Genomic DNA, 25,361 nt, shown 5'->3' on the forward strand with positions numbered 1-25,361 from the left:
ACGGGCGGGCGCTCAAGGCCGTCGCGAGGAAGCGGCTCAGGGCGATATACGCCGTGATGCGCGACCGGGTGCCCTACCGGGAGTAGCCCCGACGGTTGACAAAACTATAGGAACACCCAACGACTACATGAAAGCGCCCCCAAGCGGATGTGCTTGAGGGCGCTTCTTGCTTGCGAGATTAAGACTCGATGTAATCCTTCAGCTTGCTCGAACGGCTCGGGTGGCGGAGCTTGGCCAGGGTCTTGGACTCGATCTGGCGGATGCGCTCGCGCGTGACGCCAAACTCGCGGCCGACTTCCTCGAGCGTACGGGGATGTCCGTCGACAAGGCCAAAGCGCAGCTCGATAACCTTGCGCTCACGATCGGCAAGCGAGTCGAGCACCTGGGTGAGCTGCTCCTGCAGCATGGAGAAGCTGGCCGCATCGGGCGGAACGATGGCCTGGGAGTCCTCGATGAAGTCGCCCAGCTGGGAATCCTCTTCCTCGCCGATGGGGGTCTCGAGCGACACGGGCTCCTGCGAGATCTTCTGGATCTCGCGGACGCGGTCGGCGCTCATGTCCATTTCGGCACCGATCTCCTCGGGGGTCGGGTCGCGACCAAGGTCCTGAAGAAGCTGGCGCTGCACGCGGACGAGTTTGTTGATGGTCTCGACCATGTGCACGGGAATACGGATGGTACGGGCCTGGTCGGCGATAGCGCGCGTGATGGCCTGACGGATCCACCACGTGGCGTACGTGGAGAACTTAAAGCCCTTCTGGTAGTCGAACTTCTCGACGGCGCGGATCAGACCGAGGTTGCCCTCCTGGATCAGGTCCAGGAACAGCATGCCGCGTCCGACATAGCGCTTAGCGATGGAGACGACCAGACGCAGGTTTGCGCTGATGAGCGCCTGCTTGGCTTCGAGGCCCACGTTCTCAATGCGCGTAAGACGACGCATCTCGGCACGCGTGAGTTCGAGCTCACCAGCATCGGCAGCCTCGAGCTTCTCGGTGGCCTCAAGACCGGCCTCGATCTTCATAGCCAGATCGACCTCTTCGGAGGCGGTCAGCAGGTCGACCTTGCCGATCTCCTTGAGGTACATACGGACCGGGTCGCCGGTCAGCATCACCGTGGAGGCATCGATGCCACGCACGCGGGAGCGTGAACGGGACGTGCGCACGGTGCGCTTCTTCTTGCTCTTGGAAGAACCCATCTCGGCGTCGGCCTGACGGGCCATCTTGAGCTCGTGATCGTCGAGCGAGCCGGAATCGTGCTCGTCGTCGTCATCGAAATCGTCGGTATCGGTATCGTTATCGTCATCGTCGACGTCCATGGGGGCGTCGTCGTTACCGCTCGCGGAGATAATCTGGATGCCGCTGTTGCGCAGCGCGGAATACACCGCGGTGAGCTGCTCGTCAGAAACATCGATATCCTTCAGGGCGACCTGAATCTCGTCCTCGGTTACCGAAGTCCTGTTTGAGCCGTTGCCCATGAGCTTTGCAACGTAGGATTCCAGCCCAGTACCCGTGCTCTCAGTCTTTTTTGGCACAGATTCTCCCTTCATAGTCCACAGGACTCAATACTTTAGCACACACATTGACGTCTATACCCAAAAAGAGGGCTGGATATAGGCGAGAATACGCTGGTTGACCACAACATCTAGGCTTGTTCGGTGCCTGCGGCCTCCAGGCCAATCAAACGGAACGGGTCCGCCACGCCGCCGATTGACTTTTGCAGTTCGCGCTGACGCTGCGAATCCTGCGCGGCCTGCATGGTTAGCGCGCGACGGGCCTCATCATCGAGTGAACGGTCCTGGCGCAGCTTGGCCTGTGCGGCACGCATGCGACGCTTGATGGTGTAGAGCTCAAGCGTATCAAGCATAAACACGATGTTCGTCTCGGTGGGGTGCTTGCTCGTCGCGGAGATGCGCCCGGCACTCACAAGCGTTGCCGCATCGGGACACACTGAGCGCGCCGCATCCATGCAGGCTGCAGGATCGGTTCCCGGCGGCGTTGCCAGAACGGCCCATGCAATGGACTCGTGACGCGGGTCAACCCACTCGATGGAGCAGATGCGGTCGGCATACGTGCGGAACAGGTCGGGGTAGCTCGTGAGCAGCGTCAACAGCTCGCGCTCCCCTGCCAAGGACTTGCGTTCAAGATCGGTAAGAACCATCGGCGCCGCCGCAGCCGGTGCGCCCGAACCGTCAGCCACAGGCACAGCGCCCATACCATCAGGCACATCGATCGGCGGCAGGTCGTCGACGACCTCCACGGGCGCGGCGCCGTAGGCATCGAGCGGGACGTAGTCGTACGGCTCTTCTTCGACCGGCGCGGACACCGGCGGCGTCGCGCCCGATGCCCAAGCACCGCGACCGGCATCGCGAGAACCCGACGCCCGACCGCCCGCGCTACCGGACCGCTCAGTCTGTGCCCGCTGGCGCTCATAGTTCTGCTCACGACGTCGTTCCGCATCCTCGCGCTTGGCGACATCGCGAAACACACGACCCGAGCTCGCGCGCACCGTCTCCAGATCCAAACCCAGCAGATCGGCAATCTGGATAAAGTACGTATCGATCATATAGCTATCGCGCAGCGGATAGATGAGCGTGAGAGCGTCCTCCAGCGCCTTGGCGCGACCGCCCGGCGTGGTGATATCGCTCGACTCCTGCAGCGAACGGTACACGAAGTCCATGAGCGGCTCGGCAGCGTCGATGCGCGCCTGCAGTGCCTCACCACCATGCGCCGTGATGAACTCCATGGGATCGTTACCGTCGGGCAGCACCACGCAGCGCAGGTCCATAGAATCCTGCTCGATAAACTGAATCGCACGGCGAGCAGCCTTTTGACCGGCGGCATCGCCGTCAAACATATACACGATGCGCTTGGCAAAACGAGTGAGCGTCTTGACGTGATGCTCCGTGAGCGCGGTGCCCAGCGTAGCGACAACGTTTTTAATCCCCGCCTCCCAACAGGCGATGCAGTCGGTATAGCCCTCCACCACGATGGCAGTATCCTGCGCGACGATAAACTCCTTGGCCCAATTAAAACCGTAGAGGTTTCGTTTTTTATGAAACACGCTCGTCTCGGCGGTATTGAGGTACTTAGGCTGGCCGTCGCCCATAATACGACCGCCAAAGGCAATATTGTGACCCTGCTCGTCAAAGATGGGAAACATCACGCGGTCGTAAAAGCGGTCGGCAAGCTGCCCGCGCCCGCGGCTCACGGCAACGTTCGCATCGATCATCTCCTGCGGGGTAAAACCCGCCTGGGACAGGTGCGACACCAGCGCGTTACGGCCCGGTGCAAAGCCCAGGCAGTAGCGGCGGCAGACGTCGCCACCCATGCCGCGGCTGGCAAAGTACTCGCGCGGACGGCCGTCCTTACCGCGCATAAGCATGGTGTGGTAGAACTGGGCGGTCTCGGCGCACAAATCGTAGATGCGGGCACGCTTGGTGCCGCGCTCGCGGCGATCTCCGGTGTCATGCAGCTCAATACCCGCGCGATCGGCCAAATAACGGATTGACTCGGGAAAGCTCAGGTTCTCGCGCTTCATGATATACGTGAAAACGTCGCCACCCTCGCCGCAACCAAAGCAATGCCACACCTGCGTGGCGGGGATAATGTGGAAGGACGGCGTCTTCTCGCCATGGAAGGGGCAGCATCCCCAAAACTCATGGCCGCGAGGCTTGAGCTCGACCGTTTCCTGCACGATGGCAACCAGGTCAGACGCAGCGCGTACCTGGTCTTTTTCCTCATCGCTAATCACGGATGCTCACCCCCTGATCGCCCAAGTTGTGACGAATATCCTCGATATTACCCTCGACGGTCGCGATCAACTCATCCAGCGAATCGAACACGCGCGACGGACGCAGCCAACGCGTAAACGCCAGCGAAACAGAAGAGCCGTACAGGTCGCCCGTATAACCAATTAAATTAGCCTCGAGATGCGCCGAAGCGACATCGTCGGCATACGTCGGCGGCAGTCCGACGTTCACGGCAGCGGGCCACGCGGTGTCATCGACCAGCACCAGACCCTCATACACGCCATCGGCAGGCACCTGAATACCGTCGGGAACCTGCAGGTTTGCCGTGGGAAAGCCCATGCCAGAGCCCTCGTGACGGCCGCGAATAACACCGCCACGCACCATATACGGACGGCCGAGTAACTCAGCAGCAAGCTCCACATGGCCCTGTCCCAGCTCATGACGAATGCGGGTGGCGCAAATGGCCTCACCGCCCTCGCAAAGCAAGTCGTGCCCGCATACGTCAACGCCGCGCTCGGCACCCCAGGCGCGCATCTCGTCAACACCAGAAGCACCGCCACGACCCAGCCTAAAGTCGCTGCCAACGCGAATCGATCGAATGTCGACCAGACGCGACACCAGCGAGAGAAAAGCAACATGGTCAAGCGCCGCAACCTCAGGCGTAAAGGGAACGGCCACCACCGCATCGACCCCAGTTTGAGCCAGGGCATGCAGACGGTCGGCCGTCGTCATCAATTTTTGAGCGGGCGAAGGGCTCACCACGACGTCCGGGTCGGGATCGAAGGTAACTACGACCGCCTTGCAGCCATGGGCACGGGCATCACGGACAAGCGCCGCAATGAGCTCCTGGTGTCCACGGTGCACGCCATCGAACACGCCGATGGCAATCGATGCGGCACCCAGGTGCTCACACTTATCAAACACATCGGCAGTAACGATGCGAGCCTCGTCCGACTCGCCCGCGAAAAAGATACGCGCGAGCTCGCGAGCGGACAACATCATCGAACACCGCCGATTGCCTGCGGAAACACGTGCTCCATGACAAAGCGGCCACCCTCAATGCGGGCGAGCGCCTTGAGTCCCCCATCGAGCACCAGCGCAAACGGCGCCTTCGAGGCATCGAAATCGGCAAGCGCACGCTCAACGGGAATGCGTCGGCCGCAGAGAAGGTCGTCGGCAAGATTGCCCGGCAAGTCAACACGTGTGGCGCCCAGGGCCGCAATGGGATCCAGGGCAAAGCCAGCCGCGGACTCGGGAGAAAGCTCCTCGACCGCATGACAAGCGCCAATGGAAACAACACCGGAGGCCGTGCGGCGCAGCGCGGAAATATGCGCGGCGCTATCGCAAGCGCGGCCCAGGTCGCGAGCGAGCGCACGGATATAGGTGCCCTTGCTCACCGAGAACGCCACGGTCCACACACACGTATCACCTTCGCCGCCCACGGCGATCAGGTCGGCGGCATAGACCTCGACGGGGCGCGGAGGTAGGTCCACCGCATTGCCCTCGCGAGCAGACTTGTAGGCGCGAACGCCATTGACCGAGATAGCAGAAAACGCCGGCGGCACCTGCATCTGCGGACCCAGCATGGCGACCAAGCGCTCACGCGCATAGGCAGGATCGCGGAGCTCGTCGGCAACAGCCACCGTGCGGACCGCCTCGCCCTCCGCATCATCGGTATTGGTCTCGACGCCAAACGAGATATCGGCAACGTAGCTTTTGGTATCAAGCGTAAGCATGCCCAGCAGACGTGTGGCCTGACCCACGCCCACCACCATGACGCCCGATGCCATGGGGTCGAGCGTTCCGGCATGACCGACGCGCCGCTCATGGAGGGCGCGTCGGCATTGCGAAACCACGTCGTGGGACGTGCAGCCCACCGGCTTATCGACGGCGAGCAGCATATTCAATTGAGAAGGCGTACGACGAGCCATGTACCATCCAAAATGTTAGAGCTCGACGGTCACCGAAGCGGGATCCTCCCCCACCAGCTCGGCCAGCATGGGAAGTGCCACGGCGAGCGTCTCGCGAATCGTTCCGTTGTTGGAAAAGCCGGCGGCGGCATGATGCCCGCCACCGCCAAAGTTGGCAGCGATCTCGGACACATCGAGGTCACCCTTGGAGCGCAGGTTGCCGCGCACCTTGGTATCGCCGTCGATGCCCTTTAAGAACAGGCAGACCTCGACGCCCATCACCGAACGCACCACATCGACCAGACCGTCACATTCATCCGAGGTGACGCCGCAGGCCTCAAGGTCGCTCTGGAAGGCATAGCTATACGCCACGCGCCCGTGCGCGACCGTCTTGATACGGCCCATGACAATGGACTTGAGGTGCAAAAACTCGACGCGCATGCTCTGATAGACCTCGAGTGCGACACGAGCCGGATTGGCGCCATGCGCCACCAGGCGCGAAGCAGCATGGAACGCGGCAGCATCGGCGTTCTGGTACTGGAAACGACCGGTGTCGGTCACCAAGCCACACAGCAGGCAGGTCGCAACGCCATCACGTGCGACAATGCCGCAATTGTCCAAAAAGCGGTCGATGATCATGGCGCAGGCTGCGGCGCCGACGCACCTCAGGCTCAGCTCGGCAAATTCCTCGCGCGCCGGATGGTGATCGAAGCACACCACATGCGACGAGCGGCGGAGCACCTCGGCTGAGTTGTTCAGACGCTCGACGACCGGCACGTCCACCGAGATGAACAGGTCCGGATTGCCGGTATACGCAGATGCCGGCACCAGACGGTCGGCACCCTCCATAAAGCGGTAGATGCGCGGAACCGGGTCATCGTCTGCCAGCAGCAGGGCAATGTCCTTGTTGGGGAAAAACTTCATAAGCGATAAGCCCAGACCCAGCACGGAGCCCAGGGCGTCACCATCGGGAGACGTATGTCCCGAAATCGCAATGGAGGACGCATCCTCGATGAGCTCGAGGATGCGTCGCTGAATATCTGCAGACTCGCACGATGCGAGGTCGGCGGAATTACTCATCTAAAGCTGCCTCCTGGGCGGCATCCGCTATGGGATAGCCGTCCTCGTCCTTTTCGATCGCAAGCGTGGCGGGAACGTTTTCCAGCGCACGCGTGATGCGCTCGGCCTCATCGGTCGAGCGATCGATGCGAAAATCGAGCTCGGGCGTGACGCGCCAATCGAGCGAGCGGGCCAACAGGCTACGAATGCGGCCCTTGGCGCTGGCGAGCGCCTCCATGACCTCATCGTAGCGGCTCGCGTCGCACGACACGTACACGCGCGCGAACGAACGGTCCACCGCGACCTCGACCGCGGTCAGAGTGACCAGGTCGAGACGCGGATCGGAAACCTCAAAGAGCAGGATATAACCGAGCTTCTCGCGAAGCTGCTCGCCCAAACGGCGGGTTGCCTGCGTTTGCTTCATAGCGCTACCCCCTACTCGGTACGGGCAACCTGGTCGATGCGGTAGCCCTCAATGGTGTCGCCAGGCTTGATGTCCTGGAAGTTCTCCAGGCCAATACCGCCCTCGGAGCCGCTCTTGAGGCTCTTGGCCTCGTCCTTGTAGTGGCGCATCGAGGCGATCTTGCCGTTGAAGACCACGATGCCGTCGCGCACCAGGCGTACGGAATCGGTCGCGGCGATCTCGCCCTCTTCGACGCGGACACCGGCGGCGATACCGACCTTGGGCACCTTGAAGGTGTCCAGAACGGTCGCAGTACCCGTGGAGACCTCGACCTCGGTGGGCTTGAGCATACCGATGCGGGCAGCGTCGAGGTCCTCGAGGCACTTGTAGATGACGTCGTAGCAACGGATCTCGACGCCCTCGCGCTCGGCAGCGGAGCGGGCCTTGCCGTCGGGACGGACGCCAAAGCCGATGATGATGGCGTTGGAGGCGTCGGCCAGGACGACGTCGGTCTCGTTGATGGCACCAACGGCGGAGTGGATCGTGTTGATGCGCACCTCAGACTGATCCATCTTGTCAAGAGAGTCCTGAAGGGCCTCGATGGAGCCCTGGACGTCGGCCTTGATGATCAGGTTGAGCTCCTTGACCTCGGCGTCGGCGATGGTCTCGAAGAGGTTCTCGAGCGTGACGTGCTTCACGCGGCTCTGCTCCTCGATACGGGCCTTGAGCGAACGCTCATCGGCCAGGGCGCGAGCCTCGCGCTCGTCCTCGAACACACGGAACTCGTCGCCGGCGTTGGGCACGGACTGCAGGCCCAGGATCTCGACGGCGTCGGAGGGGCCGGCCTCGGTGACGGCGTTGCCCTTGGGATCGAGCATGGCGCGGACGCGGCCGTAGGTAAGACCGGCGACCAGCGTATCGCCCACGTGCAGGGTACCGCGGGTCACGAGCACCGTGGCAACCGAGCCGCGGCCCTTGTCGAGCTTGGCCTCGAGGACGTTACCGGAGGCAAAGGTGTCGGGGTTGGCCTTGAGTTCGAGAACGTCGGCCTGGAGCAGCACGGTCTCGAGCAGGTCGTCGATACCGATCTTCTGCTTGGCCGAGATGTTGACGAACATGTTCTGTCCGCCCCACTCCTCGGGGATGATGCCGTACTCGGTGAGCTCCTGGCGCACGCGGTCGGGGTTGGCGCCCGGCTTATCGATCTTGTTGACGGCGACGACGATGGGTACGCCGGCGGCCTTGGCGTGGTTGATCGACTCGATGGTCTGAGGCATGACGCCGTCGTCGGCAGCAACGATCAGGATGACGATGTCGGTCACCTTGGCGCCACGGGCACGCATGGCCGTAAAGGTAGCGTGACCCGGGGTATCGATGAAGGTGATCTTGCGGTCGTTGATCATGACCTGCGAAGCGCCGATGGCCTGCGTAATGCCGCCCGCCTCGCCGGCAGCAACGCCGGTGTGACGGATGGCGTCGAGCAGCGACGTCTTGCCGTGGTCGACGTGACCCATGACGGTGACGACCGGGGCGCGCGGCTTAAGGTCGGCGGGATCGTCGTAGAACGAGAAGGTGTTCTCCTCCTCGGGGGTGATGATCTTGATCTGACGGCCCAGGTCGTCGGCAACGAGCTCGACGAGGTCGTCGGACATGGACTGCGTCATCGTAAGCGGCGTGCCCAGCAGGAACAGGCGCTTGATGATGTCGTTGGCCGGAACGTCGAGCGCCTCGGCGAGCTCCTGGACGGTAACTCCCTGGGAGACCTTGATGGCGTCGAGCTCCTCGGGTTTCACGCCCTGGGCCAGCGCCTCCTCAATCTTGCGCTCCTCCTGAGCCTTAGCAGCCTCGCGCTCGCGCTTCTCCTTGCGCTTCTTGCGGCGACCGGTGGACTCGCGAGAGGCCTCCTCGACGGCGGCGCGGGCCTCCTCGAGCACCTTCTCGCGGCTGTACTCCTCGGCCTCACGAGCCATGCGGCTGTAGTGGTCCTCATCGTTGCCGTGACCGCCCTTGCGCTTCTTGCCCTTACCCTGCTTATCGGGGTTGGGGAAGTCCATGCCGGCAGCGACGTTGTTGCTGGCGTTGGTGCGATGGCTGTGCGGACGGCTCTCGGAGGCATTGCGATCGGAGTTGTTGTCGGAGGCGTTGCGATCGTTACGACGGCCACCGCGACGGTCGTTGTTGCCGCTACGACGGTTGCCGCGCTCAGAGGCGCGCTCGGCCTTGGCCTTCTCCTCGGCGTCCTTCTTCTCCTTGAGCACGGTCTCCTGTGCGGCGATCTGGTCGAGCAGCGAGCGGAAGCGCGAACCGGAGTCGGAAGCGGGGACGGCGCGGCGCTGGGCCTCGCGGGCAGCCTCCTCCTTCTCGCGGGCAAGGCGCTCCTGCTCAGCCTTCTTCTTGGCCTCGGCCTCGGCACGGGCGGCCTCCTCGGCAGCCTGGGCGGCGGCGAACTGGCGGCGCTCCTCCTCGCGTGCCTTCTCGGCGGCGATGCGCTCACGCTCGGCCTCGGCAGCGCGCGCTGCCTCCTCGGCGGCGGCTGCCTCCTCCTCGGCCTGCTTGGCGGCCTCGACTTCCTTGGCGCGGGCCTCGATCACCGAGGCGAGCTGCTTGCGGACCATGGCGACGTAAGCGTCCTCCAGGGCGGAGGAAGCGGACTTAGCGGGAATCTTCATTTCGGCAAGATGACCCATCAGTTCCTTGGAGGTCATGCCGAACTCTTTGGCCAGGGTGGACACACGGACTTTTGCCATATGACTTCACCTACCCTTTCTGGCACCTTGGGTGCCTAGAGACTGAACGAGCGTGGAAGACGCGCCGGGACCCGCCCGGCGCGAACGCGCGCTAGATCAGGTCCTCCGCATCATCGAAGGCGTCGGTGTCGTGGACACCGCAGAAACGGGAGCCGGGACGAGCCTGGTTGCGGCACTGGATACCGTCCTCGGACACGTACTCGCAGCGGCGGACGTCCTCGTCCTCCTCGTCACCGATCAGGTCGGCGGCGGGCTCCTCGTGAACGGGAACGTTCTTGAGGATGTCGGCGGCAAGCGTCTCGGACTTGATGTCGATGTGCCAGCCGGTCAGGCGCGCGGCGAGGCGGGCGTTCTGGCCCTCCTTGCCGATGGCGAGGGACAGCTGGTCGTCGGGCACGATGACGCCGGCGTAGGCCTTCTCCTCGTCGATGAGGACGCGGGTGACCTTAGCGGGCGAAAGGGCGTTGGCAACGTAGACGGCAGGATCGGCATCCCACAGGATGACGTCGACGCGCTCGCCACGGAGCTCGCCCACGACAGCGCGAACACGGCTGCCCTTGGGGCCGACGCAGGCGCCCACGGGATCCAGACGGTCGTCGAGCGAGTGGACGGCGACCTTGGAGCGCTGGCCGGGCTCGCGGGCGATCGACTTGATCTGGACGGTGCCCTCATAGATCTCGGGCACCTCCTGCTCAAACAGACGACGCATGAGCTCGGGGTGGGTACGGGAGATGACAATCGGCGGACGGCTGTGCTCGCCACGAACCGGCTGCAGGTTGGAGTTGGGGTCGCGAACGTCGATGATCACGGCCTTGATGTGCTGGTTGTGCAGGTAGCGCTCGCCCATCGGACGCTCGTTGCGCTCGTTCTCGTAACGGCGCTGGTCGAAGTGCGGCAGCTCGGCCTCGACGCCCTCGCGGATCTTGACAATCGTGAAGTCGGGTGTGGACTGCAGCACGGTACCGCTGATGAGGTCACCGATGCGGCCGGAGAACTCCTCGTAGATCTGCTCGCGGGCGGAGTTGCGCACGATGGCGTTGATCTCGGCCTTGGCGTGCTGGGCAGCGATGCGGCTCGTGTTCTTGGGGGTGACGTCAATCTCCTCGAACTCGGTGAAGTTGCCCTCCTCGTCCATGGAATCGTCGATCGGCTCCAAGCGGTAGACGTAGATCTTGCCGGTGGTGCGGTCGATGGTCACCTTGGCGCCCCACTCAAGATGCAGGATCTCGGCATAGCTCTTGGCGAGCGACTGCTCCAGGCGGTCGATCAGGTAGAGCTGGTCGATGTGCTTCTCCTGGCAAAGCTCCATCAGGGCGGACATCATGTCGGATGCTGCCATCTTACTTTCCTTCCTTCGCGGGCTTGAAGTCGTAGGTGGGCTTCAACTTGCACTTTTTAACATCAGAGAAATCGAGGGTAACGGACTCGCCGCCCTCGAGCTCGAGGGTCACGTTCGTCTCGGTGGCGGCGGCAATCTTACCGGCGTACTTGCGACGGCCCTCGGTAGCGGTGGAGGTGAGCTCGCAGTTCTCGCCCACAAAGCGGGTAAAGTCGCACGGGCGGCGCAGCGGGCGCGCCATACCCGGGCTCGACACCTCGAGCGTATAGCTCGAAGAGATGGGGTCGAGCTCCTCAATCACATCGCCGACCCACTTGGTGTTGGCCGTGACGTCGTTGAGCGAAAGGCTCTGACCCTCGGCACCCTCGATACGCACGCGCACGCAGGGGGCCTTGGTGGCACCCACGAGCTCGACGTCGACGATGTCGACATCGTGCTGGGGAGCGACGGCCTCGAGCGCGTCGATGATCGCCTGCTCGGTCTTGGTCTTGACCATTGCGGCACCTCCATCCATACAAAAAAGAAGCGGGGCCGAAACCCCACTTCTTTCAATTACAACTTCATTTGCAAGCAAACTATACCAATAGCTGCGGAAACGTGCAAGCACAGTACGAATCTGCAGGTCAGCGTGCGCACAGCTTCTCCACAAGAATAGGACAATTGACCGAAGACACCATGGCAGGTACATGCAAAACGAGGGACGGCCCAAACGGACCGTCCCTCGTTTATTGCATGTCAGCTTTGCGCGCAGCGCTTACTTGACCACCAGGTTGACCAGCTTGCCGGGCACGCAGATGGCCTTGACGACCGTCTTGCCCTCGAGCCACTTGGCGACGGCGGCCTCGGCGGCAGCCTGCATCTCCTCGTTGGAGGCATCGCGGGCAACGTCGACGCGGCCGCGGACCTTGCCGAGCACCTGGACCACGATCTGCACCGTGTCCTCAACGGACTCGGCCAGGTCGAACTCGGGCCAGGCGGCGGTGTAGGCGTTGCCCTCGCAGCCGAGGGCCTCGTGCCACAGCTCGTCGGCCCAGAACGGGCAGATGGGGGCAAGGACGCTCACGATATCCTTAGCCACGCCGTAGCACAGCGCCTTGTCGCGGGCGGTACCCTCGGTGGCGTTGAGGTAGGCGCTCGCCGCGTTGACGAGCTCCATGACGGCCGAGATCGCGGTGTTGAACTGGCCGCGATCGAAGTCCTCGGTGCACTTGGCGATGGTGCGGTGACGCTCGCGATAGAGCTTCATCGCAACCTCGTCGAGCGCGGACTTGTCGAAGGCCACGTTGGCGTCACCGGACTGGACGAGCTGCCAAACGATACGCCAGGCGCGCTTGATGAAGCGGTTGGCGCCCTCAACGGCCTTGGGATCCCAGTCGAAGTCCTTCTCGGGCGGAGCGATAAACAGGATCGCCAAACGCATGGTGTCGGCGCCGTAGGGCTCGATGACCGAGCTCGGGGGCACGACATTGCCCTTGGACTTGGACATGGTGTCGCCGTTCTCGTCCTTGACCATGCCCTGGCACAGCAGGTTGGTGAAGGGCTCGTCCACGCTCAGCAGGCCCAGGTCGCGCAGCGCCTTGGTAAAGAAGCGACTGTAGAGCAGGTGCAGAATGGCGTGCTCGATGCCGCCAATGTAGTTATCGACGGGCATCCAACGGTCGGCGGCCTCTCGGGAGAAGGGCAGCTTGGTGTTGTGCGGATCGGTATAGCGCAGGTAATACCAGCTGGAGCAGGTGAAGGTGTCCATGGTATCGGTCTCACGCTTGGCCGGGCGGCCGCACACCGGGCAGGTGGTCTCGTAGAACTCCTTGCACTCGGCAAGGGTCTCGCCGGCGCCCAGGTCAAGGTTCTCGGGCAGCGTCACCGGCAGCTGATCCTCGGGCACGGGCACGATGCCGCAGTGCTCGCAGTGGATGGCCGGGATGGGGTTGCCCCAATAGCGCTGGCGGCTGATGAGCCAGTCGCGCAGACGAAACTCGACCTTGCGACGACCACAGCCCATGGCCTCGAGGTCGGCCACGATTGCAGCCTCGCCCTCGGAGTGCTTACCACCGCGCATGCCGGTGTACTTGCCGGACTGGACGAGGGTGCCCTCGGCAGCGTGAGCGCAATCCCAGTCGACGGTCTCGGCATGGAAGGTATCGATGGTCTCGCCGCTGGCCTCGACGGCAGCGCGATCGTCATCGTCTAGGATGATCGGCACGATCGGCAGGTCGTACTTACGGGCAAACTCAAAGTCGCGCTGGTCGCCACAGGGAACGGCCATGACGGCACCGGTACCGTAGTCGGCGACGACATAATCGGCAACCCACACGGGGACCTTCTCGCCGTTGACGGGGTTTACCACATAGCGGCCCGTAAAGGCACCGTGCTTCTCGAGGGTGCCCTGGGCACGCTCGACGGCAGAGATATGCTTGGAGTCCTCGACGATCTTGGTGACGGCCTCCTCGTACTCCGTGCCCTCGACGAGCTCATGCAGGCCGGCGTACTCGGGAGCCAGGACAAAGAAGGAGACGCCAAAAAGGGTGTCGGCACGCGTGGTAAAGACGGTGATCTTGCCCTCATCGCCCTCGATGGGCTCGCCATCCTGGTCGCACAGGGTAAAGTCGACCTCGGCGCCCTCGGAGCGACCGATCCAGTTGGCCTGCATCTGCTTAACGCGCTCGGGCCAGCCGGGGAGCTTCTCCAGGTCGTCGAGCAGCTCCTGAGAGTACTCGGTAATCTTGTAGTACCACTGCTCAAGGTCGCGCTTCTCAGGCTCGGTGCCGCAGCGCCAGCACTTGCCCTCGGTAACCTGCTCGTTAGCCAGAACGGTCTTGCAGGTGGGGCACCAGTTGACCGGGTTCTTCTTGCGGTAGACCAGGCCCTTTTCCCACATCTTCTCAAAGATCCACTGGCCCCAGCGGTAATAATCGGGGCTGCAGGTCTTGACCATGCGATCCAGATCGTAGGAGAAGCCCATGCGCTTCATCGTGGCGAGCGCCTGGTCCATGTTCTTATACGTCCAGGCGGCAGCCTGCGTGTTGTGCTTGATGGCGGCGTTCTCGGCAGGCAGGCCAAAGGCGTCAAAGCCGATGGGATGCAGCACGTCATAGCCGCGCATGCGGGCCTGACGGGCCATGGCATCGCCGATGGTATAGTTGCGCGCGTGGCCCATGTGCAGGTCGCCCGACGGATACGGGAACATCTCGAGCACGTACTTCTTGGGCTTGCTGTCGTCGGTGTCGACAGCAAAGAGGTTGGAGTCCTCCCAGGCCTTCATCCACCGGGACTCGATGGCCTGCGCGTCGTAAACAGGAATCTCGTCCTTATGATCTGTGCAATCGCACATATCAGCTCCTTTGTTATCTCGGTTGGGGCGGGGCGTTCTTACCTTTGCTCGCTGCTGCGGACAGTCCTGCTCGCACGAAGAGCACATTAAGTGCTCTTCGGCTCGTGCGGAACTTGCAGCGAGCAAAGGTAAGAACGCCCCGCCACATCGTTAACTCGCATGATGATAGCAAATACAACAAGCGAGATGCCTGCGACTTGCAGGCATCTCGCTTTATCTAAATAACGTGGTTGGGAATCAACCTTTGTCTGAAACTCGTTCTAGCACGAACGGGTTTTCCAGGTGCCGCAGATTGCCGTGAAAGAGGAGCGTCGCGTACTTTGGTACGCGAGCGACGGTTTGAACGGCAAGGTGCGGTGCTTGGGAAAGCCGCTTAGCGGTAGCTGACGCTTTGCTGGGAGTCCTTCACGACAACGTCGTGGGCGCCGCCTTCGACGATGGAGGTGGAGCTGACCAGCGTTAGGCGTGCCTTTTCCTGGAGCTCGGGGATCGAGAGGGCGCCGCAGTTGCACATCGTGGACTTAACCTTGTAGAGCGTGCCGCCCACGCCGTCCTTGAGGGATCCGGCGTACGGGACGTAGGAGTCGACGCCCTCGACGAAGCTGAGCTTCGCGGCGCCGCCCAGGTCGTAGCGCTGCCAATTGCGAGCACGCGCAGAACCCTCGCCCCAGTACTCCTTCATGTACTGGCCGTTGACGTTGACGCGCTCAGTCGGGCTCTCGTCAAAGCGGGCGAAGTAACGGCCCAGCATCATAAAGTCGGCCCCCATGGCAAGGGCAAGCGTCATGTGGTAGTCGTAGACGATACCGCCGTCGGAGCACACGGGCACGTAGACGCCGGTCTCCTCGTAGTACTCGTCACGGGCGCGGCAGACGTCGATCAGCGCGGTGGCCTGGCCACGACCGATGCCCTTGGTCTCGCGGGTGATGCAGATGGAACCACCGCCGATACCGACCTTGATGAAGTCGGCACCGCAGTCGGCCAGGAAGCGGAAGCCCTCGGCGTCGACAACGTTACCGGCACCGACCTTGACGTCCTCGCCGTAGTTGGCGCGGATCCACTCGATGGTGCGCTTCTGCCACTCGCTGAAGCCCTCGGAGGAGTCGATGCACAGGACATCGGCACCGGCCTCGATGAGCAGCGGCACGCGCTCGGCATAGTCGCGGGTGTTGATACCGGCGCCGACCATGTAGCGCTTGTCGTTATCGAGCAACTCGTTGGGGTTAGTCTTGTGACTGTCGTAGTCCTTGCGGAACACAATGCCCATGAGGTGATCGTTATCGTCGACGATGGGCAGGGCGTTGAGCTTGTTGTCCCAGATAACGTCGTTGGCAACCTTGAGGCTGATGTTCTTGTCACCCACGATGAGCTGCTCACGCGGGGTCATGAACTCGGAGACCTTCGTCTGGTGGTCATCGCGGCTGGGGCGATAGTCACGGCTGGTGACGATGCCCAGGAGCTTACCCTTGGGAGTGCCGTCGTCGGTGACCGGCATAGTGGAGTGACCGGTCTTCTCCTTGAGCTCGATGACCTGCTCCATGGTCATGTCGGGGGTCAGCGTGGAATCGGACTGAACGAAACCGGCCTTGTGATCCTTGACGGCCTTGACCATAGCGGCCTCGGACTCGGCGCTCTGGGAACCGTAAATGAAGGACAGGCCACCCTCGGTAGCGAGCGCGACACCCATATCGACGCCCGAGACGGACTGCATGATGGCGGAAACCATGGGGATGTTCAGGGTGATTGCCGGCTTCTCACCGCGCTTAAAGCGGGTTAGCGGCGTCTTAAGAGAGACGTTGTTGGGGATGCACTGCGAGGACGAGTAACCAGGGACCAGCAGATACTCCGAAAACGTGTGGGACTCACCGGGAAAGAACGTAGCCATGTTTCTCCTTTTTCCATGCGACCGGTCGGCTGCAGGCCTCGTAGGACCCAGCCCAACCTTGGGCGCCCAATACTGGGGAAGTATCTTAACGCACTTTGACTGCTACAATGCATGATTTAAGAAGAGCACACGAGGGTTTGACGCAGGCTTTGCGTTTGCCCAGCAAACACTTTAGCGGGGAGACGTGGAGCGTATGGAGTACAAGACGACGGCAAAGTTGGTCATTCAAGCGTGCGACAAAGATCTGCCGGGCGTGTTTGGACACGGCTGCGTCTTGCTGCTGCAGGGTATCGCCCGCGAGCACTCGCTCAACCGCGCCGCCAAGAGCATGGGCATGGCGTATTCCAAGGCCTGGCGCATCGTGAACGAGGCCGAAGGTCAGCTGGGCTGCAAACTCATCGAGCGCGACGGCGCCCGCGGATCCACCCTCACCCCCGCCGGCGAGCGAGCCATAGCGGTCTACGAGGAGCTGCGGGCCGACGTCAACAACGTCATCGCCACCAAAGCAAGCGACCTCATCGCAAGCATTAAAGAGTAGCTAGTTTACGAAGGGCATTGTCTAGGGCGGACGCTACGACCAGGGGATTGTCGGTGCCGGCGAAGAGACGGATGGTGCTCCCCTGCTTGCCGCGTGGGGCCGAAAGGCGCGTCGCTGCGCCGCCGGCGAGCGATGTGCGGAACTCCCCCGACAAAGCATCGAACAGCTCCCCTGCGCTAAGCTCGATAAGATCGAATTCAACTGCCGGGCCAAAACCATGCTCGAGGATCCCCGTTGCAACCACATGGTCGGGATGCGAGCTCAGCCCGGGATAGCGCACGTTGCGTACCATCTCGTTCGCAGCCAAGTACTCGGCCAGCGCACGGGCGCGGTCGAAATGTGCCTGCATGCGGACATCGAGCGAGTCCAGCCCGCGCTCCAGCACACCGGCCTCGTCAGCAGGCATATCAAGCTTGGCCAAGCCACAGCCCTCAAGCAGGGCATGCGCGCACTCAGCCGCGGCATCCACACGATGACGCTTGAGCTGCGAGCGCGCCACCGAAGCGGCAACGAACTTGCGCGGCGCCTTACCAGCACACACGCGGTCGAGCGCCTCGAGCGACAGCACGGCACCCAGCCGCAGCGGATCGCAGCCAAAAGCCGACGCCACGGTGTTGTCCACAACCAACAGCGCATGGGCCTCGCGAGCCGCACGACCCAGCGCACGCAGATCGGGCACGCGCAGACCAAACCCGCCGATGGAGTTGACAAACCACCACAGGTGCGGCCCCTCGGCATCAAACGAAGCATCATAGCCCTCGGAAGCAGCAGCAAACGCCGCAACCGACGGCGGGTCCACGAGAACAACATCGCAGCCATCAAAGCCGCGCTCAAACGCATCGGTAAAGTCATCGGCAAACGCGACCAGGCGGTCACCGGGACGCACAATCCCCAGCTGAGACAGCGCTGCTGGCACATGCGAGGCCGCAAGCAACCGCACCTCACGCGCGCCGGCTCTCAAAGCCCAAGCCTCTTCTAGCTGTTGCACGTCCACGCGGCACCGTCCCTTCACAAACAAAAACCCACGATGCGGGTGTTACCCGCATCGTGGGCAACGGCTGCAGTATAGCGCCGATATGCGACGAATCGCCTAGATGTTGAGCGTGTGATAGTTCACGCTCGCACCCGGAGCGTCAACGGTCACACCATAGGCCTCAGGATAGATGCGCGTCGAGAACACCAGCGCGCCATCGTTCACAAACACCTCGACCGAGGAGACATCGCCAACAATGCGCACGTTACGAACCTCGTCGACGGGCTCCCAACGCACGGTACGACCGCAGCCGGCAGAAGCGCGACCCTCATCGGTAAATCGCATCTCAAAGCGCGAGGGCAGTCCGCCCTCGGCGGGCACATACGCCAGCTTCAGCTCGCCATCAACAATCGCGGTAAACGCGCCGTCGACACCGTCGACAGCAAGGTCAAAGCAGGTATCGCCGTCAACCTCCAACGAGCCCTCCCCCACACGCACCGAGGCATAATGGCGCTCGATCTCGCACGCCGGCTGCTGCAGCACCACGCCGCCGTCACCGGCCGTAAGCTCGCGCGGCACCGTCATGCAGTGCTGCCAGCCGCACGCCACGGTGGGCGCGTTGCCATAGGTCGGCTCATCGGGCATACCCATCCAGCCAATCAGAATGTGGCGACCGTCCTCGGCCGTGAACTCCTGCGGAGCATAGAAGTCAAAACCGGCGTCCCACAGGCGGAACTCGCCCAGCTCATAGACACCGTCACCACCCGTAATGTCGCCCGTTACAGGCATGTAGCCCGCTGCATACACATTGCCGCGGTCCCAACGACCGCCCTCGAGCCCCTGGGGCGAGAACGACAAAAATGCAGCGGTATCGCCATTCGCATCGAGCTCGATATAGCCGGGGCACTCCCACATAAAGCCAAAGCGCTCGGGCGTAGACACACGACTCTCGAGCTCCCAACTCAGCATATCGGCCGAGCCATACACCAGGATCTCGCCCACATCGCGCCCGGCACCCTCGCCGTGCATGGCGCAAAATCGACTATCGACATGCGGCCCATCCACGCGACGACGCGCGCCCAGCACCATGTGGTAACGCCCGTCATCATCGCGCCACACCTTGGGGTCACGCACGTGGCAGGTCAAATCCTCGGGATAATCATCGGACGCCAGCACCACGCGCTTTTGGCTGAACTCCCGACCGGCAAGGCCATCAACGCTCTCGACATAAACAGTATCGGCGCGACGGCCGGTATTGACGTAGTCGTACGTGCCGTCCGCATCGGAAAGCTTAACGTTGCCCGTATAGAGCACGCGAATGCGGCCGTCCTCGGCAAGCGCGGAGCCTGAATACACGCCATGGCAATCGAACGGCTCGTCGGGCAGCAGCGGGGCGCCAACATATTCCCAGTTCATAAGGTCGCGGCTTGTGGCATGGCCCCACATCTTTACGCCACCGTTCACATCAAACGGGGCATACTGGAAGTACGCGTGAAACACGCCGCCCGCTTGGCAAAGACCGTTGGGGTCGTTGAGCCAGCCCGCCGGCGGCATAATATGGAAGCGCTGGCCATACGCGCCATGGCCGCACTCAGAGGCGGCAGCGTCAACAGCGGCAACCAGCTTTGCAAGGTCGCGGCCAAGTGCATTAGACATATCAAAGTCCTAACGGATCGAAAGTAACAAGGCGCCAGAGATCGACACCGGATACGGGAAACGCCCGCGAGCATACAACCCGCGGGCACCCTTCAATCAAAAGCTCTTAGGCCTGCTCGGAAGCCTTGGGCTCGTCCTTGTACAGGACAAACGAGACGCCAAAGGAAACCAGCGCGGCGACCGCAAACATGATCGCGTACTGCACGGGCTGGGCCAGGCACAGCAGGATACCGAAGATACCCGTAACGCCCGTACCGGAAGCGGCGAGCGAGGTGAGCGCGCAGACCAGGGCGCCGCAGCCGCCGCCGATGCAGCCAGCGATGAAGGGCTTAAAGAAGCGCAGGTTCACACCAAAGATGGCAGGCTCGGTAATACCCATGAAGGCGGACAGAGCCGAAGGAAGCGCTAGGCCCTTGATCTTGGCATCGTGGGTCTTAAAGGCAACGGCAAGCGCGGCGCCGCCCTGGGCGATGTTGGCGGCACTGGCAATGGGCAGCCAATAGGTCACGCCGTACTGGGCAAGCTGGCCCAGGTCGATGGCGGTGTACATCTGGTGAATACCGGTGACGACCGTGGGGGCATAGAACAGGCCGACGATAAAGGAACCGATGCCAAAGGGCAGGGTGAGCAGAGCCTGGATCAGACCGAGGACGGCATTCTCGGCCCACACAAAGACGGGACCGACGGCGATAAGCGTCACGAGCACGGTCACGAACACGGAGACAAGCGGGGTTACAAAGAGGTCGAACATCTCGGGAACGATCTTGTGCAGACGCTTCTCGAGGAAGGCAAGGATCGCGCAAGCGATGACGATGGGGATGACGTGGCCCTGATAGCCAACCCACTCAAAGCTGTACACGCCGGGGATGACGGTGACCATGGTCTGCACGCCCTCGGAGGCGACCGTGTAGGAGCTCTGCAGCGAGGAGTTGATGAACGCGCCGCCGACGACGGCGCCCAGGTACGGATTAGCGCCGAAAGCCTTGGCCGCGGAGTAGCCAATCAGGATCTGCAGGATGCCAAAGGACGTACCCGAGACCAGGTCGGCAATCTTGTAGATGCAGTTATTGGTGTCGAGCGCGATAAAGCCGTTGGAGGCCATAAAGTTGAGGGCGCTCATGATGCCCAGCAGCAGGCCCGAAGCCACGATGGCGGGAATGATGGGAACGAAGATATCGCCGAGGACCTTAATGGCGCGCATAAAGATGTTCTGCTGCTGCGCCGCGGCCTCCTTGACCTCAGCCTTGGAAGCAGCATTGATGCCGCCGAGGGCGATGAACTCGTCATAGACCTTGTTGACGGTACCGGTGCCAAAAATAATCTGGAGCTGGCCTTGGGCCTCAAAGACGCCCTTGGCACCGTCGATATTCTCGATGGCTTCCTTGTCGACCCTTGCGTTGTCGGCAATCACCAGGCGCAGACGCGTGGCGCAATGCGCGGCCGACACGACGTTGCCGGCGCCACCGATGTTGTCGAGCACCTCTTGGGCTGATTTGCGGTAGTCCATGACTTCCCTTTCGTCTAACGGGCGTTTTACACCCGGCCATCTTTGACACTTACACTGTAATCGTTTTCAGTTTCATATTACTGTAATCGTTTTCATATAGCGGTAAACGGTAGATTTTCGCCGGTGAAAGGTAGTTTGGGACAAATAACAGTGGTCCGAAGATAGCGGCGGGCGCCCAAAACCTAGACATTCATAAGCTGATGACCGAGCTTGAGCGTACGCAGGCCGCCCTCCCCTTCCACGCCATCGAGCGTGTCGAGCAGCATATTGGTGGCCTCGACGCCACTGGTCAGATAGCCATAATGGACGGTGGGAATGCCGCCCGTCAGCGCGCGCAAAAACGCGTTGTCGCCAAATCCGCTCACGCGATGTAAGCCCTCGCCCACGCCACGCGCCTCATCAAGAGCGCGCAGGGCGCCGGCGGCCATGGTATCGGTCGCGCAGGCGATAAACGAGACGTCGGGCACGTCGGCCAACAACTCGCGCGCCGCACGATATCCCGAGTCGAGCGTGAAGGAGCCACGACGCACCAGGTGGGGATCGAGCACAACCCCCGCAGCCAGCAAGCCTGCCTCAAAGCCACGGCGTCGGTCGTAGCCCGCGGCGCGGTCTTCTTCGGTAACACCGATGTAGGCGATCTTTCCCTCCACGCGCCCCACGAGCGCATGGCCCAGCTCATATGCCGCCTCGTAATCGTCATGGTAGACGCAGGCCGCGCCCTCGACGTTTTGGCCAATCAGCACAATGGGCACGCGGCACGATGCAATAGCCGCACGATGCTCATCGGTAATCATGGTCGCTACCAGCACGATGCCATCGACCGGGTGGTTCTGGAACAAGTCGAGGTACTCGAGCTCACGCTCGGCAACGTTGTCGGTGTTGGCGAGCAACATCTGATACCCGCGGCGACCAAGCACCTGGCCAATGCCTGCGGTAATTCGGCTCACCGACTCGGAGTTAATCTTAGGCACGATGACACCGATGAGCTTGGTAGAGCCGGTACGCAAGGCACGAGCCTGGTTGGACCGCACATAGCCGGTCTGCTCGATCGCCTGTTTAATGCGCTCGGCCTTATCAGCCGAGATATATCCACCGTTGAGATAGCGCGAAACCGCGGCGTTCGAAACACCCGCCAGCTCGGCGACATCCTTCATCTTTACCACGAGTACCCCCGTCGTTGAAATCGCTTTCAACATGATACCCGTGCGAACGACCGCATGACGTAGCGATTACATGATAGAGAAACGCGTGGAAACTAATGAGTCACTTGAGACACGTCGAGTGATAATCACTTCGCGGCCAGTTTTACCAGACGAGAATCACCCTGGCTGCATAATCGAAGAATACGGCCATGCAGAACTTGACCTGAGCGGCAGCCTCACGGACTTATCCAGGAAGGCCTCGGTGCCGCGTCTCGAAGAGTCGCAATTCACAATCCCGGTCAATCCTCTGCCAAGAACCCGTTGCGAACTTAGACTTACCAACAACACGTCAGCAAAGTTGCATACAAGCAGATAATCGCACGCAATTTCGCCTATTCTCAATTGAGATGTAAGTTTTGACAGGCCGAATCTTACATCCAAACAAAAAAGAGGGCCGACGCATCAACCCTCTTCAGGTGTCGCCCGAAGGCTCCCACCGCAATTGACTTTAATTTAGCCGATATCCCTTGTTTGTCTACAGGCTCTGCCACAAGTAGAAATTATCTTCACTTTTAGGGAGCAGCTCTTAAAAAGCAGCTATGTAACTAAGAAGCGCATCCATCTTGTTCCCAACCCCAGTCGTTTCTATCTCATGAAAGTCCAAAGAAGACAGGGGGCCATGCAAATCTTCAGGGACGCCAGAGAGGTCGCCGCGGTAGGTCTCCCGGTCAGCCGCCATCGCGGTTCCTAAAAAGAGGAAAGGCAGCCATCCCAAGAAGGACAGCCGCCTTTCCTCTGGACGCGGGACCCGTGGGTTACCCTCGTCAATACCGCTTTTTAGATAGGCTACTGATTATCAATCCGTAAGTCAAAGCTGCAAATTTGAGGCAAGCGACAATCATGTAATTCAAATCAAGACACACATGATTTTCAACCAAATCAAACGATGTCTGGCTAGCATATCAGGCATTGCACGCATAAAAAAGGGCAAGACTCTCAGTTTGAAAGCGTCACCCTTAAAGCTCCCAAAGAGCTTTTGTATTGCAGGAAGATACTCTACACCATCTTCCCTTGATTGGCAGGTCGAAACAGACACCATTGTGATTTCAAGCAGAAAGCGTTATATTAAGTATGCATTTGCACGTGGTGTTCGCACTATACGCTCAGATGCCATAGTTTACAAAGACGGCCTTCTTCATAGACGCTAGGTGGGATTACTCACTAGTAGCCGATATGTCGAAGGCCTTCTTGTACTTAAGAAAATCATACATTCTAATAAGCCGTTTTAGCTCGCTATTACCGTGGATTATCTTGCGATCGTCCGTGATGAGCGCCCTCAGATACTCGAGCAACTCACTTAAATCGAGCTCATCCTCCTCAAATAGCCACAGAGAATTGAGCACAGGGGTCATTTAAAAGTGAACAGTTTAATCAGGAGCGCCGCACCCCTGGGAGCGGGGCGCAACGCTCGATCCATTGTTCTCCCGGACGGGCAATTTGGCGAGATCACTCGGAAAGGATGGATGAAGCAGCCGTGCGGTTACACCAACATTTCCGACGCGATCGTAATTGAATCAATGGGTGCCTTGTTCATACTTAATCGCCTCATGATGAAAGAGCTCAACGAAGTCGCATATCAGACAATAGATCGCTCCAGGCTGTTTAAACTGTGCGATTCTATGGACGAAACCGAAACATCAATCCACTACGGTAGCAGCGGTTTCCCATTACAATCAATACGTGAGGCACCCCATGCGCGGATATAACAAGGGTCCGAAAGCTGCTCGAGGCCCTTGGATTCGTTGGGCGAATTAACGACGATTCCGAGCTCCACGGACGCCTTGAGGCGTTACGTTATTTACCCCGAAGTCAAGATATTATCGATTAGATTTCCTGAAAGGAGGCAATATGGACAACCTTCGGTTCAACATCTCGATACCTTCCGATGAAGACGGCTGCGTACTTTTCCAATGTCCGAACTGCGGAGAGCTATTCAAAGTCGTCGTTGATGAGTATGAGAGTGATTCCGTCCTAGATATCCACTGCCCTCTGTGCGGCCTTATCTCGGACAACTTCTTCACACCGGACGTCATCGACCTGGCCTTATCAAAAACAGCGAATGTGGTCGTGCCGGAGCTAGAAGAACTGCTTAAGAAGGAGCTTGGCGGAAAGGGCAATGATCACGTCTCTTTCAGTGTGAAATCATACAATGAAGAGGAACCCGAGATTCCCATCCGGCAAGCAATCGAAGCCCTTCAGAAGGTAACCTGCAAGGACTGCAAGCGCATATCAAAGGTGTCCCCTGCACTTGCGATGTCTTTATACACATGCCCCTACTGCGGAATAGGACAATTCAATGGATTCTGAGAAGATTGAGCTGCGAAAACTACTCTTCAAGCATAGTGCTGAAGCCAGCAATCTTTTAAGGTCTGACTACAATGGCCTCAACACAGCCCTCACTCGCTACCTCAACTTTATTGATGGGCAGCCTGTAACACGAGCGTTCATTGAGGATTGCGTGGCAAACCATTTGCCTAGCGGGTTCGACAAAAACGCCGAAATCGATGAAGTAAATTCGGACCCATATACCATATTTAACTTCCCGCCTAGCTGCGAGGGCGAAAGCGCCGTAACGTATCTCGTACTCAAAGCAATAGTCGACAGAAAGCTATGCCAGTCGTTTCACCTCCTTCTAGGCTATGCACACGGTTCAAGGAAATATGACGATATGGCCGAAGGCTTCCTGAATGACGTAGCGAGACGCCTCGTAAACGGAGTCAATCAGGCCATCACACTAAAGGGCATCGAACTAGGATTGGATGAATCCGTGACACAGGTAAACAATTTCGGCAACTCGGGAGCCGCCATCGCTTCCCAGACAACGAACGGGTCAAGTACGACCATCAATCAGTCAAACGGCATAGACGTTAACGCGCTCAACGACATAATCGGAAAACTGGAAAGCTCCCTCCACGAGCTTTCCAGTGAGAACAGGACAATGTTAGCGCCGGAATAATTTAGCCAAATATAGTCGGCCGAGATTGACCAATCCCGGCCGACCCATTTTAGCCAACACGCCCGCATCTATGACTTTCCTATCGCATTCCTACATCCCCTCGGGCTGGA

18 protein-coding genes are annotated in these 25,361 nt (G+C 60.6%); 3 read left to right on the forward strand and 15 right to left on the reverse strand.

Annotated features, from left to right (window positions below):
• Window positions 1-178: 178 nt before the first annotated feature.
• The 11 genes from rpoD to AAAX36_RS08760 all read right to left on the reverse strand — a co-directional run bounded on the left by rpoD (window position 179) and on the right by AAAX36_RS08760 (window position 16,419).
• Window positions 179-1,528, reverse strand: coding sequence for an RNA polymerase sigma factor RpoD (gene rpoD / locus AAAX36_RS08710; protein WP_055286388.1), 1,350 nt, complete (start codon window positions 1,526-1,528; stop codon window positions 179-181).
• A 110-nt stretch (window positions 1,529-1,638) separates the two neighbouring features.
• Window positions 1,639-3,747: a DNA primase gene (gene dnaG / locus AAAX36_RS08715; protein WP_349075118.1), complete on the reverse strand. Its 2,109-nt coding sequence runs from the start codon at window positions 3,745-3,747 to the stop codon at window positions 1,639-1,641.
• A complete protein-coding gene (gene ribF / locus AAAX36_RS08720; protein WP_230320301.1) occupies window positions 3,740-4,747 on the reverse strand; it encodes a riboflavin biosynthesis protein RibF in 1,008 nt (335 codons plus the stop codon). The genes dnaG and ribF overlap by 8 nt, the downstream gene beginning before the upstream one ends.
• On the reverse strand, window positions 4,744-5,676 hold the full coding sequence (gene truB / locus AAAX36_RS08725; protein ID WP_138112369.1) for a tRNA pseudouridine(55) synthase TruB: 933 nt from the start codon (window positions 5,674-5,676) through the stop codon (window positions 4,744-4,746). Before truB ends, ribF begins: the two co-directional genes overlap by 4 nt.
• 15 nt (window positions 5,677-5,691) lie before the next feature.
• Window positions 5,692-6,735: a DHH family phosphoesterase gene (locus tag AAAX36_RS08730; RefSeq protein ID WP_138112367.1), complete on the reverse strand. Its 1,044-nt coding sequence runs from the start codon at window positions 6,733-6,735 to the stop codon at window positions 5,692-5,694.
• Window positions 6,728-7,138 carry a 30S ribosome-binding factor RbfA gene (gene rbfA / locus AAAX36_RS08735; protein ID WP_117647311.1) on the reverse strand — a complete coding sequence of 137 codons (411 nt, stop codon included), beginning with the start codon at window positions 7,136-7,138 and terminating at the stop codon, window positions 6,728-6,730. The genes AAAX36_RS08730 and rbfA overlap by 8 nt, the downstream gene beginning before the upstream one ends.
• Window positions 7,139-7,149: 11 nt before the next feature.
• Window positions 7,150-9,864 (reverse strand): translation initiation factor IF-2, encoded by a 2,715-nt coding sequence (infB, locus tag AAAX36_RS08740; RefSeq protein ID WP_138112365.1) that lies wholly within the window; start codon window positions 9,862-9,864, stop codon window positions 7,150-7,152.
• A 91-nt stretch (window positions 9,865-9,955) separates the two neighbouring features.
• A complete protein-coding gene (gene nusA / locus AAAX36_RS08745; protein ID WP_006234042.1) occupies window positions 9,956-11,203 on the reverse strand; it encodes a transcription termination factor NusA in 1,248 nt (415 codons plus the stop codon).
• A gap of 1 nt (window position 11,204) precedes the next feature.
• The gene (gene rimP, locus AAAX36_RS08750; RefSeq protein ID WP_138112363.1) at window positions 11,205-11,699 is read right to left on the reverse strand and encodes a ribosome maturation factor RimP; all 495 of its coding nucleotides are present in this window, start codon (window positions 11,697-11,699) and stop codon (window positions 11,205-11,207) included.
• A gap of 258 nt (window positions 11,700-11,957) precedes the next feature.
• Complete coding sequence (gene leuS, locus AAAX36_RS08755) at window positions 11,958-14,534, reverse strand: leucine--tRNA ligase (protein WP_138112361.1); 2,577 nt, start codon at window positions 14,532-14,534, stop codon at window positions 11,958-11,960.
• 373 nt (window positions 14,535-14,907) lie between these two features.
• A complete protein-coding gene (locus tag AAAX36_RS08760; protein WP_006234046.1) occupies window positions 14,908-16,419 on the reverse strand; it encodes an IMP dehydrogenase in 1,512 nt (503 codons plus the stop codon).
• A gap of 193 nt (window positions 16,420-16,612) precedes the next feature.
• On the opposite strand from AAAX36_RS08760, the gene AAAX36_RS08765 reads away from it, so the two are divergent.
• Entirely contained in the window at window positions 16,613-16,957 is a 345-nt protein-coding gene (locus AAAX36_RS08765) for a LysR family transcriptional regulator (RefSeq protein ID WP_138112359.1), read from the forward strand.
• Here AAAX36_RS08765 and AAAX36_RS08770 read toward each other — a convergent pair.
• The 4 genes from AAAX36_RS08770 to AAAX36_RS08785 form a co-directional block, all read right to left on the reverse strand.
• Window positions 16,947-17,951: a PLP-dependent transferase gene (locus AAAX36_RS08770; protein ID WP_161145264.1), complete on the reverse strand. Its 1,005-nt coding sequence runs from the start codon at window positions 17,949-17,951 to the stop codon at window positions 16,947-16,949. The two genes, AAAX36_RS08765 and AAAX36_RS08770, sit on opposite strands and share 11 nt — an antisense overlap.
• Before the next feature lie 96 nt (window positions 17,952-18,047).
• Entirely contained in the window at window positions 18,048-19,586 is a 1,539-nt protein-coding gene (locus AAAX36_RS08775; protein WP_238022815.1) for a glycoside hydrolase family 32 protein, read from the reverse strand.
• Between the two features lie 106 nt (window positions 19,587-19,692).
• Entirely contained in the window at window positions 19,693-21,093 is a 1,401-nt protein-coding gene (locus AAAX36_RS08780) for a PTS transporter subunit EIIC (protein ID WP_196022607.1), read from the reverse strand.
• Between the two features lie 182 nt (window positions 21,094-21,275).
• On the reverse strand, window positions 21,276-22,247 hold the full coding sequence (locus tag AAAX36_RS08785; protein ID WP_230320349.1) for a LacI family DNA-binding transcriptional regulator: 972 nt from the start codon (window positions 22,245-22,247) through the stop codon (window positions 21,276-21,278).
• Window positions 22,248-24,143: 1,896 nt separating this feature from the next.
• Here AAAX36_RS08785 and AAAX36_RS08790 point away from each other — a divergent pair.
• Together AAAX36_RS08790 and AAAX36_RS08795 are read left to right on the forward strand one after the other, a co-directional pair.
• On the forward strand, window positions 24,144-24,602 hold the full coding sequence (locus tag AAAX36_RS08790) for a TFIIB-type zinc ribbon-containing protein (RefSeq protein ID WP_138112348.1): 459 nt from the start codon (window positions 24,144-24,146) through the stop codon (window positions 24,600-24,602).
• The gene (locus AAAX36_RS08795) at window positions 24,592-25,251 is read left to right on the forward strand and encodes a hypothetical protein (protein WP_349075122.1); all 660 of its coding nucleotides are present in this window, start codon (window positions 24,592-24,594) and stop codon (window positions 25,249-25,251) included. The genes AAAX36_RS08790 and AAAX36_RS08795 overlap by 11 nt, the downstream gene beginning before the upstream one ends.
• Window positions 25,252-25,361: the final 110 nt, after the last annotated feature.

It is taken from the genome of Collinsella sp. CLA-ER-H10 (assembly GCF_040092475.1).
Classification (GTDB): Bacteria; Actinomycetota; Coriobacteriia; order Coriobacteriales; family Coriobacteriaceae; genus Collinsella.